The 17,039-nt window shown below is 44.2% G+C and carries 12 protein-coding genes; 7 read left to right on the top strand and 5 right to left on the bottom strand.

The window, feature by feature from the left end:
• The 4 genes from ABD036_RS04005 (at position 1) to ABD036_RS03990 (ending at position 5,208) form a co-directional block, all read left to right on the top strand.
• Entirely contained in the window at positions 1–759 is a 759-nt protein-coding gene (locus ABD036_RS04005) for a TIGR04219 family outer membrane beta-barrel protein (protein WP_343856749.1), read from the top strand.
• Between the two features lie 168 nt (positions 760–927).
• Positions 928–2,745 (top strand): assimilatory sulfite reductase (NADPH) flavoprotein subunit, encoded by a 1,818-nt coding sequence (locus tag ABD036_RS04000; protein WP_343856747.1) that lies wholly within the window; start codon positions 928–930, stop codon positions 2,743–2,745.
• Positions 2,745–4,454, top strand: a complete 1,710-nt coding sequence (cysI, locus tag ABD036_RS03995) for an assimilatory sulfite reductase (NADPH) hemoprotein subunit (RefSeq protein WP_343856744.1) — start codon at positions 2,745–2,747, stop codon at positions 4,452–4,454. Before ABD036_RS04000 ends, cysI begins: the two co-directional genes overlap by 1 nt.
• Complete coding sequence (locus ABD036_RS03990) at positions 4,447–5,208, top strand: phosphoadenylyl-sulfate reductase (RefSeq protein ID WP_343856742.1); 762 nt, start codon at positions 4,447–4,449, stop codon at positions 5,206–5,208. Before cysI ends, ABD036_RS03990 begins: the two co-directional genes overlap by 8 nt.
• A 544-nt stretch (positions 5,209–5,752) precedes the next feature.
• On the opposite strand, the gene yghU is transcribed toward ABD036_RS03990, so the two are convergent.
• Entirely contained in the window at positions 5,753–6,613 is an 861-nt protein-coding gene (yghU, locus tag ABD036_RS03985) for a glutathione-dependent disulfide-bond oxidoreductase (RefSeq protein ID WP_343856740.1), read from the bottom strand.
• 78 nt (positions 6,614–6,691) lie between these two features.
• Positions 6,692–7,597: a TIGR03899 family protein gene (locus ABD036_RS03980; protein ID WP_343856738.1), complete on the bottom strand. Its 906-nt coding sequence runs from the start codon at positions 7,595–7,597 to the stop codon at positions 6,692–6,694.
• Between the two features lie 158 nt (positions 7,598–7,755).
• Between ABD036_RS03980 and ABD036_RS03975 the strand changes: the two genes are divergently transcribed.
• A complete protein-coding gene (locus ABD036_RS03975; protein WP_343856737.1) occupies positions 7,756–9,987 on the top strand; it encodes a bifunctional diguanylate cyclase/phosphodiesterase in 2,232 nt (743 codons plus the stop codon).
• Between the two features lie 134 nt (positions 9,988–10,121).
• Here the strand turns inward: ABD036_RS03975 and ABD036_RS03970 are convergent, their stop codons facing one another.
• Positions 10,122–11,249 (bottom strand): acyl-CoA desaturase, encoded by a 1,128-nt coding sequence (locus tag ABD036_RS03970; RefSeq protein WP_343856735.1) that lies wholly within the window; start codon positions 11,247–11,249, stop codon positions 10,122–10,124.
• A 151-nt stretch (positions 11,250–11,400) separates the two neighbouring features.
• Here ABD036_RS03970 and fabR point away from each other — a divergent pair, with 151 nt between their 5' ends.
• Positions 11,401–12,012: an HTH-type transcriptional repressor FabR gene (gene fabR, locus ABD036_RS03965; protein ID WP_343856733.1), complete on the top strand. Its 612-nt coding sequence runs from the start codon at positions 11,401–11,403 to the stop codon at positions 12,010–12,012.
• A gap of 20 nt (positions 12,013–12,032) precedes the next feature.
• Here the strand turns inward: fabR and trmA are convergent, their stop codons facing one another.
• Complete coding sequence (gene trmA / locus ABD036_RS03960; RefSeq protein WP_343856730.1) at positions 12,033–13,130, bottom strand: tRNA (uridine(54)-C5)-methyltransferase TrmA; 1,098 nt, start codon at positions 13,128–13,130, stop codon at positions 12,033–12,035.
• A gap of 195 nt (positions 13,131–13,325) precedes the next feature.
• On the opposite strand from trmA, the gene ABD036_RS03955 reads away from it, so the two are divergent.
• Positions 13,326–14,729, top strand: coding sequence for a DUF5610 domain-containing protein (locus ABD036_RS03955; protein ID WP_343856728.1), 1,404 nt, complete (start codon positions 13,326–13,328; stop codon positions 14,727–14,729).
• Positions 14,730–14,848: 119 nt separating this feature from the next.
• Here ABD036_RS03955 and ABD036_RS03950 read toward each other — a convergent pair whose 3' ends face one another.
• Positions 14,849–16,999: a GspE/PulE family protein gene (locus ABD036_RS03950; RefSeq protein ID WP_425542551.1), complete on the bottom strand. Its 2,151-nt coding sequence runs from the start codon at positions 16,997–16,999 to the stop codon at positions 14,849–14,851.
• Positions 17,000–17,039 lie beyond the last annotated feature (40 nt).

Below are 17,039 nucleotides of genomic sequence, written 5' to 3'. Positions count from 1 at the left end.
GTGAAACGTGCAATTACCTCTTTATTGATAGCAACCGCAGTGGTTGCTGCTCCGGCGCAGGCCGACACACTATTGGGACTTTATGTTGGGGCCCAAGCGTGGAATATGGATGCCAAAGGCGGCTTCTCAAATGATGCCTCACTGACTGAATTTGACTTTGATACTGAGACCAAAGGCAGTTTTTATGCTGCATTGGAACACCCAATACCATTTATACCTAATGTAAAAATACGTCAAACGGCGTTGGACACTATGGGCGATGTGGTGTTAAACAGTAGCTTTAGGTTCAATGGTGAAATTTTCAATGTGAATACGCCGCTCACCACTGAAGTCGACATGAGCAATACCGACTTTATTTTGTATTATGAGTTGTTCGATAACGACTTGGTGAGCTTTGATTTTGGTATCAATGCCAAATACATTGATGGTGAAATCTTTGTTCAAGAAACTGGCGATACCAATAATTTCGCCCGCGAAGAATTCTCAGGTGTGGTGCCTATGGCGTATTCGCGTGTGTATTTTGGCTTACCTTTTACGGGGCTTGGCGTATACGCGGAAGGTAGTTATTTGGCTATTGATGATCACACCTTAAGTGATTACGAAATCGCTTTAGCTTATGAGTTTGTCGATAACCTTGCCGTGGATATGACCCTACAGATAGGCTATCGAGCGACCTCGCTTGAGCTTGAAGATCTCGACAATATCTACTCTGATCTGGAATTTAGTGGTGTGTTTGCAGGCTTAGAATTACACTTCTAAGTTAGCGCGAACGTTAGCTACTTACTTGATAAGAAATACCTTTTTTAAGTTTCATAATCAATAAGTAGCTTCTAAGTCCATTAAGTAATAAAAAATCTTATTTTAGTCTTTCCTGTTATTTAAAAAAGTCGTTAACCTCTATCCTATTGAAATAGAGGTTAGCGATTTATGTCATCTTCAACCAACCAAGCACAAGTGCCGCCAGCGATTCTTAATGAGAGTCAGTGGGCCGAAATAAACAGCGCAATTGCGCCGCTCAACAAAGACCAACTCACATGGATGAGTGGTTATTTAGCGGGTTTGGCAAATAGCCAAGTGGCTAATGCAGTCACAACGCCTGTGGAAGCGGTCGCGGCTGATAAAAAATTGACCATTTTGTATGGCTCGCAAACCGGCAATGCTAAAGGCATCGCCCAAGAGTACAAAACCAAAGCTGAATCAGCAGGTATTACGGTTAACTTAGCAAGTATGGCGGACTATAAAGCCAAGCAGCTGAAAAACGAAAGTCACCTAGTGATTGTGGTCAGTACTCATGGTGAAGGCGATGCGCCAGATGATGCTGTTGAGTTGCATGAATTCTTAGCCAGTAAAAAAGCGCCTAAATTACCGCAACTGAAATTTGCCGTTATTGGCTTAGGAGACAGTAGTTACGAATTCTTCTGTCAGACCGCCAAAGACTTTGATGCTCGCTTAGAAGCACTAGGTGCCGATCGATTAGCACCGCGGGTGGATTGTGATGTGGATTACGACATTGCTGCTAACGCCTTTATTGATCAGATCACCACGCAGCTTAAAGATGAATTAACCGCCAAGCAATCTCAGGTAGTTCAATTACCGCGCTCGGTTGCTCATGCGCCTGCAGCTGCGGCCTCTGAGTTTACTAAGAAAAATCCATTTCCTGCCACATTATCCCTTAGTCAGAAGATTACCGGTAGAGACTCCATTAAAGATATCCGTCACGTAGAGATCTCATTAGAGGAATCTGGCATTCAGTATCAGCCTGGAGATGCAATCGGAATTTGGTTTATCAATGACGAGGCGCTTGTTGACGAAGTACTAGCACTGACGACTATTGCTGCGGACGAGAGCATCACTTTAGGTGAAGACACGCTGAGCATCAAGCAAGCTCTGCTTGAAAAGTTTGAATTAACCTTAAGTTATCCCACCTTTGTAAAAAGCTATCTAGAGGTGGCTAAAAACGACAGGTTACAATCTCTGTTTGAAGATAAAGCTGCGCTTCGCGAATATCTCGCAGACAGACAAATTATTGATATTATAAAAGATTTTCCAATTGAATTAACGGCTGAGCAATTAGCCAGAGCACTGCGCCCAATCACACCTCGATTGTATTCGATTGCTTCAAGCCAAGCTGAGGTGGAAGATGAAGTACACCTTACCGTGGCACTAGTGGAATACGATGTTAACGGGCAGCCGCGAAAAGGTGGTGCATCAAGCTTTCTAGCCGAACGACTCGAAGAAGGTCAGGAAGTTAAAGTGTTCATTGAACACAATAACAACTTTAGATTGCCTGACGATCCCAATACCCCTGTCATCATGGTGGGACCTGGAACCGGTATTGCGCCCTTTAGAGCTTTCATGCAAGAGCGTGCAGAGCAAGAAGCAGAAGGTAAGAACTGGTTATTCTTTGGCAATCCGACATTCACGCAGGATTTTTTGTATCAAACTGAATGGCAGCGCTTTGTTAAAGATGGTGTCGTCGACAAAATCAGTTTGGCTTTTTCACGTGATCAAGAACATAAAATTTATGTGCAACATCGTTTGCTCGAACAAGGCGCTGAGGTTTACAAGTGGCTGCAAGACGGTGCACACTTTTACGTGTGTGGTGATGCCACTCATATGGCCAAAGATGTGCACGATGCACTACTTACTATTATTCAACAGCATGGTAGCAAAAATGCTGAACAAGCTGAGCAGTACTTAACTGAACTGCGCCGCGCAAAACGCTATCAGAAGGATGTCTATTAATGTCTGATAACAACAAATTTATCGTCGAAGGAAAACTCTCCGATAACGAACGTATCAAAGGAAACAGCAATTTTCTACGCGGTACTATTGCCAAAGATCTTACCGATGACTTAACTGGCGGATTTACTGGAGATAATTTTCAGCTAATTCGTTTTCATGGCATGTATCAACAAGATGATCGTGATTTACGTGCGGAAAGAGCCAAGCAAAAACTGGAGCCGTTACAAAATGTCATGCTCAGGGCGCGTTTGCCCGGCGGCATCATTCAACCACAACAATGGCTGGCCATCGATAAATTTGCCAAAGATCACAGTTTATATGGCAGCATCCGCTTAACTACCCGCCAGACATTTCAGTTTCACGGTGTATTAAAGCCGAAGATTAAAATGATGCATCAGATGTTAAACAAAGTGGGTATTGATTCAATTGCCACCGCGGGTGACGTAAATCGTAACGTATTGTGCACCTCTAACCCGGTTGAGTCAGAAGTGCATCAACAGGCGTATGAATGGGCAAAGAAAATCAGTGAACACTTGCTACCTAAAACACGCGCATACGCTGAAATATGGCTAGACGGTGAAAAGGTCGAAACCACCGAAGAAGAGCCTATTTTGGGCAATAATTATTTACCGAGAAAGTTCAAAACTACCGTGGTTATTCCACCGCACAACGACATAGATGTGCACGCTAACGATTTGAATTTCGTCGCCATTGCCAAGCAAGGCAAGCTCATTGGCTTTAACGTACTAGTGGGCGGTGGACTTGCGATGACCCACGGTGATCAAAGTACTTACCCCAGAAAAGCCGATGATTTTGGTTTTATTAGCGTCGATCACACCTTGGATGTGGCCGCTGCTGTCGTCAGTGTCCAGCGGGATTGGGGCAATCGGGTTAACCGTAAAAATGCCAAAACCAAATATACCTTAGAGCGGGTTGGCGTAGAGAACTTTAAAGCGGAAGTAGAAAAGCGTGCCGGTATCACCTTTGGTCCTAGTGAAGCTTATGAGTTTACCAGCCGTGGAGACCGCTTTGGATGGGTTGAAGGTATTGATGGTAAGTATCATTTGACCTTATTCATTGAAAATGGCCGGATTTTGGATTATCCCGGAAAGACGCTGAAAACCGGTTGTGCCGAGATTGCCAAAATACATAAAGGGGACTTTAGGTTAACTGCCAATCAGAATTTAGTCATTGCTGGCGTTGCCGCCGAAGACAAACAAGCAATTGAAGCCCTTGCCCGCGAGCATGGTTTAATCACTGATGGTGTAAGCAATCAGCGCTTAGACTCTATGGCCTGTGTGTCATTACCCACCTGTCCATTAGCGATGGCGGAAGCGGAGCGTTATTTGCCCGGTGCAGTGACCGATATCGAGGCATTACTGGAGAAACACGGTATTCCCGAAAAAAGCATTATCTTCCGTGTCACTGGTTGTCCTAACGGCTGTGGGCGGGCAATGCTTGCTGAAGTGGGATTGGTAGGAAAAGGTCCGGGTAAATATAACCTGCATTTAGGTGGCGATCGCGAAGGGACACGCATCCCGAAAATGTATAAAGAAAACATCAGTGAGCAGGAAATCCTCACTCATCTTGATGAACTCATAGGACTGTGGGCAACTAAGGGTAACGACAATGAAGGGTTTGGAGATTTTCTGATCCGAGAACAGGTTGTTGCTCCTGTGATTAATTCAGCTAAGGATTTTTATGCCTAACCTCGCATTGCAATCATCACCACAAAATTCACAAGACACTTGGGTGAATAAACTCGAGAAAACTGAATTTGACGCCCTAAACGTTAAGCTTGAAGCGATGTCGCCAAAGCAACGGGTAAACTGGGCGCTTGCTAACCTGCCTGGCGAACACATAGTGTCCTCCAGTTTCGGTGCGCAATCTGCTGTGATGTTGCATTTGTTGAGCGAGCAGTATGCAAATATTCCGGTCGTGCTTACCGATACGGGCTACCTTTTTCCCGAAACCTATCAATTTATTGATCAACTGACTGAGCGTCTTGGTTTAAACCTCAAAGTGTACCGAGCACCCATTTCAGCGGCCTGGCAAGAGGCTCGTCACGGTAGAATGTGGGAGCAGGGTGTCGAGGGAATTGAAAAGTACAATAAGCTAAATAAAGTCTTGCCTATGCAGGTCGCGTTAGAAGAGCTAAATGCGGGGACTTGGTTTGCAGGATTAAGACGCTCACAGTCAGATTCGCGCGAGAATTTAAAAGTATTGCAGCGCGTATCAGGACAAATCAAGGTTTACCCTATTATTGACCAGTCGAATAAAGCCTTACATGAATACTTGAAAAAGCATGAACTGCCTTATCATCCACTTTGGGAAAAAGGCTATGTGTCTATCGGCGATTGGCATACGACTCGCGCCATTGAAGCTGGCATGAGTGAGCAAGACACGCGCTTCTTCGGAATGAAACGCGAATGTGGCCTGCACGAATTTGGTGATGGGATTTAAGAGCTAAAAAGTCTGGCATCCCCAAAACCAAAATATTCTGGCATCCCCAAAACCAAAATATTCTGTCATCCCCGAAACCAAAATATTCTGTCATCCCCAAGTGCTCTTGTTGGGGATCTCTCAAACAGTTTAACTCAGCCAAATACAAACAGGTGTCCAGAAGTTCCCGTACTGCGTGCGCGCATTTAAGAGCTAAAAAGTCTGTCATCCCCAAGTGCTCTTGTTGGGGATCTCTCAAACAGTTTAACTCAGCCAAATACAAACAGGAGTCCAGAAGTTCCCGCACTGCGTGCGCGCATTTAAGTGCTAAAAAGTCTGTCATCCCCAAGTGCTCTTGTTGGGGATCTCTCAAACAGTTTAACTCAGCCAAGTACAAACAGGAGTCCAGAAGTTCCCGCACTGCGTGCGCGCATTTAAGAGCTCTGCCGGGATGAAATTTTGTTTCGTATTTCGTGCGGTGTTAAGGAGAAACGTGTAGAGCAAGCTCGCGACACTCAAGAAGGAGATGTCGCTGCGCTCCGTCGTTTTTGTTTCGTATCGCGAGCTATTTCTTATCTTCTGTGTTTAGTTCGAAATCGCTGGCATCGTGACGTTCGTGTAGTTGCGTTTCTGGTTCACCCCAAGTTCGATTTACCATTCGGCCGCGCTTCACGGGTTCTCGTTGAGCTATTTCATCGGTCCAACGGATAACGTTCGTGTAGGTGTGTGCTTCAAGAAACTCAGCGGCTTCATACACCTTATTCTTCACCAACGCGCCATACCATGGCCAGACAGCCATATCGGCGATGGTATATTGGTCACCGCTGAGGAACTGATTGTCAGCCAAGCGGCGATCTAAGACATCTAATTGGCGCTTTACTTCCATGGTGTAACGATTTATTGGGTATTCATACTTCTCTGGCGCATAGGCATAAAAATGGCCAAAGCCACCACCTAGCATTGGCGCGCTGCCCATTTGCCAGAATAACCAAGACAGACACTCCGCTTTCTTGGCTGGTTCTGTGGGTAGGAACTCACCAAACTTCTCCGCTAAATATAACAAGATGGAACCCGACTCAAACACTCTTATCGGCTCTTTTACACTGCGATCCACAAGCGCCGGAATTTTCGAATTAGGGTTGATTTCAACGAAACCACTGGTGAACTGATCGCCTTCCATGATATCGATCAAAAACGCATCGTATTCAGCCCCCGCGTGTCCTTTCGCTAATAATTCTTCTAACATGACGGTGACTTTAACGCCATTGGGCGTTGCCAAAGAATAAAGCTGCAATGGGTGCTTTCCTACCGGCAGCTCTTTTTCCGATGTCGCGCCCGCTACAGGGCGATTAATGTTGGCAAACTTACCGCCACTTTCTGCGTCCCAGGTCCATACTTTTGGTGGCGTAAAGGTATCAGTCGTCATAGCGTGTCCTTGTGTTAGTCGGGAGATAACATGTAAACCCCCGAATGTTGGATAAAGAATGTTTAAACTAACGTTGTGCTAATAGAGATCAAAATCAACAGCCAAGACTTGGAATAACTCTTCCAGATAACGACTTTTTGCTTTGCCGTGTATTAACCGAGCTAACTCTACGCCTGTGGATGTAAGTTTGTAATACGTCAGGCTTAACCCCCTTTTTTTAGGGGATAAATAGTAGGTTTCTGGTCCGCAGCGATACTGACTGCGGCTATCAATGTTAAGTTCACCGGTTTCAATTTCGCTACTATATATAAGTCCTAGATCCATGAGTGATAATAGATCAGGGTAGGCCAACCCATGAGCTGCAATATTTACTTGATGATGTTTTGCTAATCTGAGCATAGATAGCAGACTAGGTTTTTGATGATAACCGACGATAATCTTTAAGCCATGCTCGCCTTTTTTCCGACTCGATAGGCTCACCGCTATCTTAAATAGTTTCGCGTCTTTGTGGGTCAAACTTTTTAAAATATGCAGCGTTTTCATGGAAAAACTGCCCGGGTGACTAATTTCAACTGCGTATATCTTGCCCCACAATTCTTGCATCGCGGGGGCATTAATATCTTCGGCCAATTCGATGAAACTGAAAAACCAATCGGGGTCGATCTCTTCGGAAGTACTTTGTTCAAAACTATAATTGCTTGCTAATTCCAAAATCCGCTCAAGGTTTTTTAACTTCCGTTGTGCTTTGACAAACTGGTGTCGTGTCACACGTTTACCGATATCCTGCTCAATAGCAGAATAATTGCTTGGTACAATGCCCGCGCGCGCAAACCATTGCAGCATTTTGTCTTTGACTGGAGCGGGTTGTTTGCCATCTGAGCGAGCCGCTTTTGTCGTGTCTTTTGGGGCCGAACTCGCTACTTTGACCTCAGCTGCATCCGTTTTTATTAAAGCGCTAGGCGGCACATTGGTTTCGATTTTCATAACCTTACTGTATGACTTTCCTGTAATTGATATTTGATTGGGCTGACCAAGTCGATTTTTGCTACAATTATTATTCCTCTTTTTAACATATTACGATATGTTTACCATGTGGATAATTCTTTCTCACCTTTTTTGGTGTTTACATAGCGGAAAACTAAATGTCTTCAACGGGTTATGATAATGACGAACTGATATTTCTTGATGAAGAAGAATCAGATGAATCCGAGACGGTGTATGGTCGTTGGAATATTTTGGTAGTTGATGACGATGAAGAGATTCATTCGGTCACGCGACTTGCCTTGTCTGATCTTATGCTCAATGACAAAAAACTTCATTTTCATCATGCCTATTCCGGCGAACAAGCACTTAAAATCATGGAACAAATGGGCGATCGTTTGGCCATAGTGTTACTTGATGTGGTGATGGAAACGGATGACGCGGGACTCGTTGTTGCACGTAAAATGCGAGAAGAGCTTGGCTTAATGGAGCCGCGTATCATTCTTCGCACCGGCCAACCTGGTTATGCCCCAGAAGAGAGTGTCATTAAAGAATATGACATCAATGATTATAAAACCAAGACAGAGTTAACGCGCAGCAAATTAGTGACGACCATTATCGCGTCACTGCGTTCATATCAGCAAATCCTTACCATCAATCAAAGTCGTGATGGTCTAGAAAAAATCATAATGTCTGCGGCCAATTTGCTTGAAGAACATTCCGTCAAAGGATTCTGTGAAGGTATTGTCACTCAGATCAGTTCGCTTATCGGCCTGGACGCTGGTGGAGTGGTGTGTGCCAGAGCCGGAGCTGTTTTAGATCGCGAAGACAACAGTGTATACGTGTTGGGTGCTGCTGGGGAGTTCGCCAAGTATATTAATGAAAACCTAGACAATTTGCATGACAAGAGAATTGTTGAAGCAGTTAATAAATGTTTGAAATCTAAAAAACACGTTTTTGAAAGCGATTTTTCAGTACTTTTTTTGAATAGTTCCGGCTACGAAGCCGCCGTTTTTTTGAAAATTAAAGATGAAATTAGCCCGATTCATCAAAAACTGCTAGAAGTGTTCTTGTCCAGCATTTCAGTTGGCTATGAAAACGTAAACCTGTTTCATCAGCTACGCAACGCAGCCTTTCGTGATTGGTTAACAAAACTGCCAAATCGAAACGAATTTATTAATATGCTCGACGACATTCGAATGGCTACAGATGAAGGGGCCAATGTGGTCGCCTTAATTGATATTAAACACTTTTCTGATGTTAATGACGGTCTTGGTCAAGACGCCGGTAATCATCTACTTCAGGCTGTCGCAGAAAGAGTTCAAGACAGCTTTGGTGATACCGTCAAAATGGGCCGCATTGGTGCAGATGTGTTTGGCCTTATTGGTTGTGAATCCGTTGTCAATCCGCAACGGATTAATGAATTGTTTTCTTTTCCCTTCAAGGCGGGCGATCACACCTTACCAATAAATATTACGATGGGATTGTGCAAGCTGGTAGATGAAGAAACTAGCGGCATCGATTTATTAAAACAGACTAATATTGCGCTAAATAGAGCCAAAAAAGATTTAAACACCAACTTTGGGTTTTACGAACTTGAGATGGAAGAAAAGACCACTTGGCGATTGGGTCTGATTAGACAGCTCAGAACGGACTTTTCAGCTCGAAAGCTTGAGCTTTGGTATCAACCTCAGGTCGATCTTGTGACGGAGCGAGTGGTCGGAATGGAAGCCTTGTTACGCTGGCCCACTAGTGAAGGATTTATTTCACCCTCCGTGTTTGTCCCTCTTGCCGAATACTCAGGGTTGATTATCGATATTGGTGCTTGGGTTATTGAGGAGTCTTGCCGTAGGTTAAATAAACTGACTCAGGCAGGCTATGATAACGTCCGGATGGCAGTGAATATTTCGATGCCCCAATTTCGTGATCCCGATTTCGTTAATATGGTCATTCGCATTGTGACAGAATACCAGATTGAACCGGCTCGACTTGAGCTGGAAATTACCGAGAGTGTGGTTATGGATGAGCCGCAAATTGTTATCGAGTCTTTGCGAGAGCTTAAAGCATTTGGTATCAAAATCGCCATAGATGACTTTGGTACGGGGTTCTCTTCGATGAGTTATTTGCAGCAGTTACCGCTGGACCGTTTGAAAGTTGATCGTTCATTCATTAATGAGATTAAACCCAATCAATCTGCTTTCATCGCAGAGACTATTGTGACTTTGGGCAATCGTTTAGGTTTGCAAACCATAGCGGAAGGAATAGAGAAGCGTGAGCAAGCAAGCTACATGCTCAAACTCGGCTGTGATGAAGCACAAGGATTTCTCTACGCCAAACCCATGCCATACGATAATCTCATTGAATTCTTGGATGAGCAGAAATCGAAAGGTTAAAGTGTAAGTAACCTGAACTCGTTAATGGATTGACGTTAAACCTTAAAAAGTTGTTGTACACAAAAAAGCCTGACATTTTGTCAGGCTTTTAATTATCTACGCGGTTGTCTAATGAACTTTATCCCGAGTGGAGTTTAGTTCATTGCGAAACGCAACTGGTTCAGCTCTAACCATTTACGTTTTTGCAATATCATTCGTTGTTTCATTTCACGATATTTATACGCCAATTCGAGATTTTCGTACGACTTTTTAAGACTCGCTTGCTTATTTTCCAACAAACTTTTCTTAATCTCATAGTAGTCACTCATTCTGGTCATCAGAACATCGTATTCTCGTTGCAGTTTGTTCATTAACTCTTCTGCGCCGTGCATCGTTGAAATCCGTTGTTGTGTGCGCTGCATCATCATCGCCATACGCGCTTTCTCAATTCGCTCTTCAGGAACACGACGTAAATTTTTCGCTAACCCAACAAAAGCCAAGGAACCAATTAACCACTTAGTTGGATCAAATTGCCACCATTCAATGCCATTACGGTAGTCATACTCAAAAATATGGTGATAATTATGATATCCCTCACCAAATGTGAAGAAAGCAATGAAGCCATTGTCTCTGGCGGTATTTTTGTCAGTATAAGGCTGCTTACCCCAAATGTGGGCCAATGAGTTGATGAAAAAAGTCACATGGTGAACGGCGACCAATCTGAACACACCGGCCAATAACAACATACCCAAAACATCGCCATTTAACAGGCCAAGCAACGCCGGGATCCCGAAGTTCGTAGCCAGCACCAAAGGTAAATAATATTTGTGTTGCCACATGACAATGGCATCTTTTTGCAAGTCTTTGCAGTTGCTGTAATTGCTATAACGCTGCGATTGATAATCTCTTAGCATCCAACCAATATGAGAAAAGAAAAATCCTTGTTTGGCTGAGTAGGGGTCTTTGCCATTTTGGTCCACAAAGCGGTGGTGTACGCGATGATCAGAGCACCAGTGTAAAATGCTGTTTTGCAGTGCCATCGCACCACCAATAGCGAGAACGAATCGCACAACAGGATGAGCATCATAGGATTTGTGTGACCACAATCTGTGGTAGCCTGCAGTTATCGACATGCCTGAAAAATAAATCAAGAAAATACAGGCGCCAATTTCTATCCCATCAAATCCATTGAAATAGGCTTCTAGAGGTACGCCCACTAAGGCGATGAGGCCGGTAATTGAGAATACAAGGATGTTAGTTAATATAATGGGAGCTTTTTTCATCTAATAATTTTAACGCTTTTTGAGCTTACAACTGTACGCTAATTTAGCTTGACCTAGCGAGGATATCAAGTAAATTCGTTGAAAAATAACTCTGACTGCGATGTAATCGACGTTGCTTTAACAATTTACTTTAAACTTTATTAGGAACCTTGTGACCTTAAATCGACAGCAACAAAAACTCAAAACTCGCCGAGCTATTATTGATGCAGCTTTTGGATTACTCGACGAGCAACACAGTTTTTCCAGCATGAGTTTACGTGAAGTGGCTCGTGCCGCCGGGATTGCACCGACTTCTTTTTATCGCCATTTTAAAGATCTGGATGAATTAGGACTGACGCTGGTCGATGAAGCTGGATTGACTCTGCGTCAACTGATGCGCCAAGCCCGCGTCAGGATTGCTTCTGGCGGTGGCGTTATTAGCACGTCGATTGATACCTTTATGGAATTTGTCACTGCGAATAGCAACGTATTCAGACTACTTTTACGTGAGCACACAGGCACGTCAAATGCGTTTAGAGCGGCAGTTGTTAGGGAAATCCAGCACTTCACGCAAGAGTTAACAGATTACACAGTTGCAACCACTAAGCTGCCCAAAGAACTGGCAAATTTGCAAGCGGAAGCCATGGTGAAGTTGGTATTTAGTACTGGCGCAGAAGCCTTAGACTTGGACAATGCCCAAACTGCCAATTTGGCCCAACGCTTAAAAGTACAGTTGCGCTTTATTTCAAACGGAGCACGCGAGTACAGTAAGCATAAAGAATGATCGGGTAGCAATGCACAAGATCATCGTTTTACCAAATATACGCCAGCCTCTACATGGTGGGTGTAAGGGAATTGATCAAACAGAGCAAACCGTTGGACGTCGTGGGTTTTGCTCAGTACTGCTAGGTTTTCCTGCAAAGTTGTTGGATTACACGAAATATACACTATGTTTTGGTAATTACTTACCATCTCAACGGTAGTCTCATCTAAACCTGCTCTTGGTGGATCAACTAACACGGTTTGGCAATTATAGCTTTGCAGATCGACACCACTGAGCCGATTGAACTGACGTTTTCCTAGCTGCGCCTCGACAAACTCTTCACTCGACATACGGATAATAGTGACATTGTCTAACCCGTTATCCGCAATATTCTGTTGCGCGGCTTGCACTGAGGTCTTAGAAATTTCGGTCGCCAAAACGCGCTCAAAATTCTGCGCCATGGGTATGCTAAAATTGCCTAAACCACAATAAAGCTCCAGCAGATCACCTTGGCTTTGCTGAGTTACATCCAATGCCCATTCAATCATTTTGATGTTTACGCCAGCATTGGGCTGGGTGAAACTGTTTTCAATTTGTTGAAATTGATAGTTGCGATCAGCGATCGGTAATACTTCTGTGACGTAGTCTTTATCTTTAACCCATTTTTGCTTGCGAGCACGGCCGACAATATCGATTTTGTAGCTTAGGCGTAACGTCTTTAAAATCCCCTCAATTTCTCGTTCCCAGTGTTCATCCAAGGGTTTGTGATACAGCATAGAAACTACAATTTCATCACTGAGGGTACTCAAATAGTCAATCTGAAAAAGCTTTCTGCGTGCGAGTTCGTTGTGCCTGATTAAATCAAGTAAATCGGTCATCACCTGATTGATTAACAGACTTGCCGGTGGGAAATGTTCGACCTTGTATTTTTGCTTAGTCTGATTGTCGAACATGATGTGAAACAAGTCATCACCTTGATGCCAGACTCGAAATTCAGCTCTCATTCTATAGTGCAACGGCTCAGAACCAAACACCTCAAGAGAGGGCATAGTGAAGCTGTTAAACTGCTGTTCCAGGTGCGCCTCTTTGTGCTTTAATTGAGCGGCGTATTGGCTTGGGTCGATTTCGGTAGGTCGCATGATAAGTCGGCGTCTTTGTTGCTAGAAAACAGCACGAATTGTAAAGACTTCATCTTAGCTTGCAACGGGTATTTGCGGCTTTAATTTGACTCTGCTGCCAAGGTTTGCTGATTTTTTGAACATGTTTACAAATAAAAACTCATTAAACTGTAATTATCGCCGATACTATTTAACGAGGATAGTGAGGTATTTGATATGAACTTTAGTGAAATTAAAGCGTTTTTAGGGAATAAACCCCTAATTAACCCAAATGAGAATGCTCAAAGCCAATTGCGAGAAGCTGGCCTGAAACAGGCTGCTGAAGGGATCCGCGCAAACTCTGAGAGTTCAGTGAGTAAACTAAGTTCGCAAACCACTGTGGGCTTGAGAATTTACAACAATTCGTTAAATCAATCTTTGCGACTCGACGACAAACAAGCAAATTTACCTGCACCCAAAGAAGCGCAAAAGGGGTTATTCGACTTTGAAGAAATCGCTAAGAATGTGCTGCGATTTGTCAGTGGCGTAATTTCAGGTGCAGCCAAAAGTGGTGCTGATGAGGCTACATTGACGGATCTTTTTGACCAAGCTCGCTCTGGGGTGGCTAAAGGGATTAAAATGGCAGAGAAAGAACTTGAAGGCTTCATGAGCGAAGAAATTTCAGGTGGTATTTCGGCCAGCGCGGAATTAATTGAGCGCGGAATTCAACGTTTGCAAGATGAAATCTTCGGCAATCCTGTACAACAAGATACAGCGTACCCATCAAGTGCTGCTGTTACTAAGACGTCAGAAAGTGTGTCTTATGCTAAGCAAGAAAGTGGAGAGCTAAACATTCGCACCCGTGACGGTGACCAAGTCTATATTCAGTTTACCGGTGTACAAGCATTTGAATTTAACCGTCAAATCGTGAGTGAGCAAGCATCAGGCCCTGCTAAATCAAAAGACATGGAAAGCAACGATGTCATGCCTCGTGAACCACTGCAAACGGATGAGGTGCCGTTGAACGAGTCAACCGATTCTACCGACGTTACAGCAGCCGATCCGCAAGTTGCGGCACAATCTAACGCTGAATCGGCAGGCCGCACCACTAGTGTCAGCCAGCAAAGCATGTCATTCAGTCAGAGCAATCTGAGCTTTACCGTCAATGGCGAATTAGATGAAGCCGAATTAGCTTCCATTGGTCAATTAGTCAGTGACGCGAATGATTTAGCCAAGGACTTTTTTGATGGCGATATTGAAACTGCCTTTAATCAAGCCTTAGAGCTTGGCTTTGATAAACAAGAGCTTGCAGGTTACGCCTTGCAATTAACGCGACAAGAGCAGGTTGAGGTGGTGAAAGCGTATGAGTCGGTGTCGCAATACGACGGTAATGAGTCGGCCACGAACGCGTCGTCCAAACCTGTTGAGCGTGTTAGTGACTACTTGGCTAAAATGCTCAATGTACTGGACCAATCTCAGCAAAAGCTGGAAGACAGCGAACAGTATGAAAAGCTGATTAACTCACTGGTAAATCGTGTGCAGGACGTTGATACCAATGAACTGGTTTCTGCGATAAATGATTTCCACGTATTTAATAAGCAGTTGTTAAACAGTTTGCCAAACCAAAAACAAGACGCTTAGTCGCCTTTTATGTCCCCTCAAAACCTGACTTTTCAAGGCCATTATCCGTTGGATAATGGCCTTTTTTATTAGCCTAAATATTGGTGTCGGATTAAGGTAAATGTATTAGTAGTTAGTGTTTAATCGGTACCACTGATAATCTGGATTTGCGCCAGATCGGTATCTCCCTTGATGGCTTTAAGAATGCCATCTTGAGTCAGGGTTCGCATTCCGTCTTTCATAGACTGCTGCTTCATCTCAGTCACCGATGACTCTTTATACACGAGTGACCGTAAATCGGGAGTCATTGCCAGTAATTCATGCACACCAGTTCGACCTTTATAGCCGGTGTCACCGCATTCTTCGCATCCGGCTCCCCTATGTAGAATCAGGGGTTCTTGGATATTCAATTCCGCAAGATATTCTTCACCATACTGACGACGGATAAACGACATATCGACGTCGGAGGCCTCGTACTCTTCTTTACAGTTGCTACATAAAGTGCGTATTAAACGTTGTGCCATGATCCCCACACAAGCATCAGAGAAGTTGACCGGATCGAGTCCGAGATCGAGCAAACGGGTAATGGTTTCGGGAGCTGAGTTGGTGTGCAACGTGGATAGTACCAAGTGACCTGTGAGGGATGCCTCGATACCAGCATGGGCGGTTTCTTTATCCCGCATCTCACCGATCAGAATAATATCTGGGTCAGCACGCAAAAACGCTCTGAGAGCATTGGCGAAGGTGAAGCCAATTTTGGGGCTTACCTGAACCTGCTGCAAACCAGGCTGAGTAATCTCTACTGGATCCTCTGCGGTCCAGATTTTTTTATCCGGGGTGTTCAGATACCCTAGGATGGCATGTAAGGTGGTGGTTTTACCCGAGCCTGTTGGTCCCACCACCAATAAAATACCATGTGGCTTCTTGATCATATCTTTGAGCATTGTCATATTGCGCGGCGATATATTCATTTTCTCAATAGGTAAAGCGCCACCTGCTGCTAATATCCGCATGACAACACCTTCACCAGCCACTGTGGGAATAGTGGCAACCCGGACTTCAACTAGTTGGCCTGACATTTTAAACGCCAATTTGCCATCTTGCGGAACCCGTTTTTCGGCGATATTCAAGTTCGCCATAATTTTGATGCGCGCGATAACAGCACTGTGGTGTGAGGCCGGTACTTGAGTGACATCACGGCATACGCCGTCAATTCTCAGCCTGACGCGCGTTGGACCATTTTTTTCAGGATCCACGTGTATATCGGAGGCATTTAAACGTTTAGCATCATGCAACACTCGGCTTACTAATCGAACAACCGCAGGGGCGTCGTCCGACATTTCCTCGCCTGAGTCATCCATTTCTTCAGCGCTAGTGCCTATTTCATCGAGGATTTCATCCATCTCGCCAGGTGCAGCACCGCCACCGCTGGCGCCTAGATACTGTAATACCTGATTCGGTAAGCCGACGCTGATTTCGTAACTGTCTATGCCAAGCGCACTTTCAATTTCCATCAACAATGCGGCGTTGTTCGGTTCAGCCATCAACACAATGGGATTTTCAGAGGCATCCGCCAATACGACTACGTAATTTCGTTTGAGATAAGAAAGGTTTAATTTATTACCGCTTTGCAACACATGGTATTTTTCAGGCTGATAGTTCAAATAGGGAACTTGATAGTGTACCGACAGAGCGTTACCCAATTCGTCTTCAGGTATACGCGCTTCTGACACTAAACGCTGAATTAATTGACGGATGTCTTTGCTTGATTCAGTAAACTGTTTAAGGTCTTTTTCAGACATCAGCTTGCGATGCACTAAGTAATCGAATGGATTGCTAGTTCCGCCCAACTCATAACGAAACTTATTGCCCAAGATTTCCGATAGCGAATTGGCCATGGTTAAATCAGCGTCGCCAAATGCCCCCACGTTTTTGTTGATTATCTGCATGACACCCATCAACACACCGGCATTGAGAATAGGCACACAAATAATGTTCTCGGTCTTAAATGACGTGTTCTTATCAAACTTGTCGGCAAATTTTAAACGAGGATGGATATCTGCCAGCTCTTGACTGTTATAAGGATCACTAATCAGTAGTGGTTTTTGACTCAGGGCCACGTATCCCGCGATTGATTGCGGACTGATAGGCACTTTAATTTGACGCGTTTCTTTGCCTGTTTTAAAGCGGGCGACCAGATCTTGATGCTGACGACGACGTTGAAAAATACTCATACGCTGAGCACCAAACAAGCTCAGTATCATTGGCTCCAATTGCTGATACGCATCCATTAACGATGGGTGAGCCTCGAGTAACCTATCGATTTTCTGC

This window comes from Aliiglaciecola litoralis (assembly GCF_039523355.1).
Lineage (GTDB): Bacteria > Pseudomonadota > Gammaproteobacteria > Enterobacterales > Alteromonadaceae > Aliiglaciecola > Aliiglaciecola litoralis.
This window is presented reverse-complemented; position numbering and strand designations above follow the sequence as displayed.

What these genes read in the sequence shown, in the direction of transcription:
- ABD036_RS04000 (WP_343856747.1), top strand. Translation starts at nt 928, where the DNA reads ATGTCATCTTCAACCAACCAAGCACAAGTGCCGCCAGCGATTCTTAAT.
- cysI (WP_343856744.1), top strand. Translation starts at nt 2,745, where the DNA reads ATGTCTGATAACAACAAATTTATCGTCGAAGGAAAACTCTCCGATAAC.
- ABD036_RS03990 (WP_343856742.1), top strand. Translation starts at nt 4,447, where the DNA reads ATGCCTAACCTCGCATTGCAATCATCACCACAAAATTCACAAGACACT.
- yghU (WP_343856740.1), bottom strand. Translation starts at nt 6,613, where the DNA reads ATGACGACTGATACCTTTACGCCACCAAAAGTATGGACCTGGGACGCA.
- ABD036_RS03980 (WP_343856738.1), bottom strand. Translation starts at nt 7,597, where the DNA reads ATGAAAATCGAAACCAATGTGCCGCCTAGCGCTTTAATAAAAACGGAT.
- ABD036_RS03975 (WP_343856737.1), top strand. Translation starts at nt 7,756, where the DNA reads ATGTCTTCAACGGGTTATGATAATGACGAACTGATATTTCTTGATGAA.
- ABD036_RS03970 (WP_343856735.1), bottom strand. Translation starts at nt 11,249, where the DNA reads ATGAAAAAAGCTCCCATTATATTAACTAACATCCTTGTATTCTCAATT.
- trmA (WP_343856730.1), bottom strand. Translation starts at nt 13,130, where the DNA reads ATGCGACCTACCGAAATCGACCCAAGCCAATACGCCGCTCAATTAAAG.
- ABD036_RS03955 (WP_343856728.1), top strand. Translation starts at nt 13,326, where the DNA reads ATGAACTTTAGTGAAATTAAAGCGTTTTTAGGGAATAAACCCCTAATT.
- ABD036_RS03950 (WP_425542551.1), bottom strand. Translation starts at nt 16,999, where the DNA reads ATGGATGCGTATCAGCAATTGGAGCCAATGATACTGAGCTTGTTTGGT.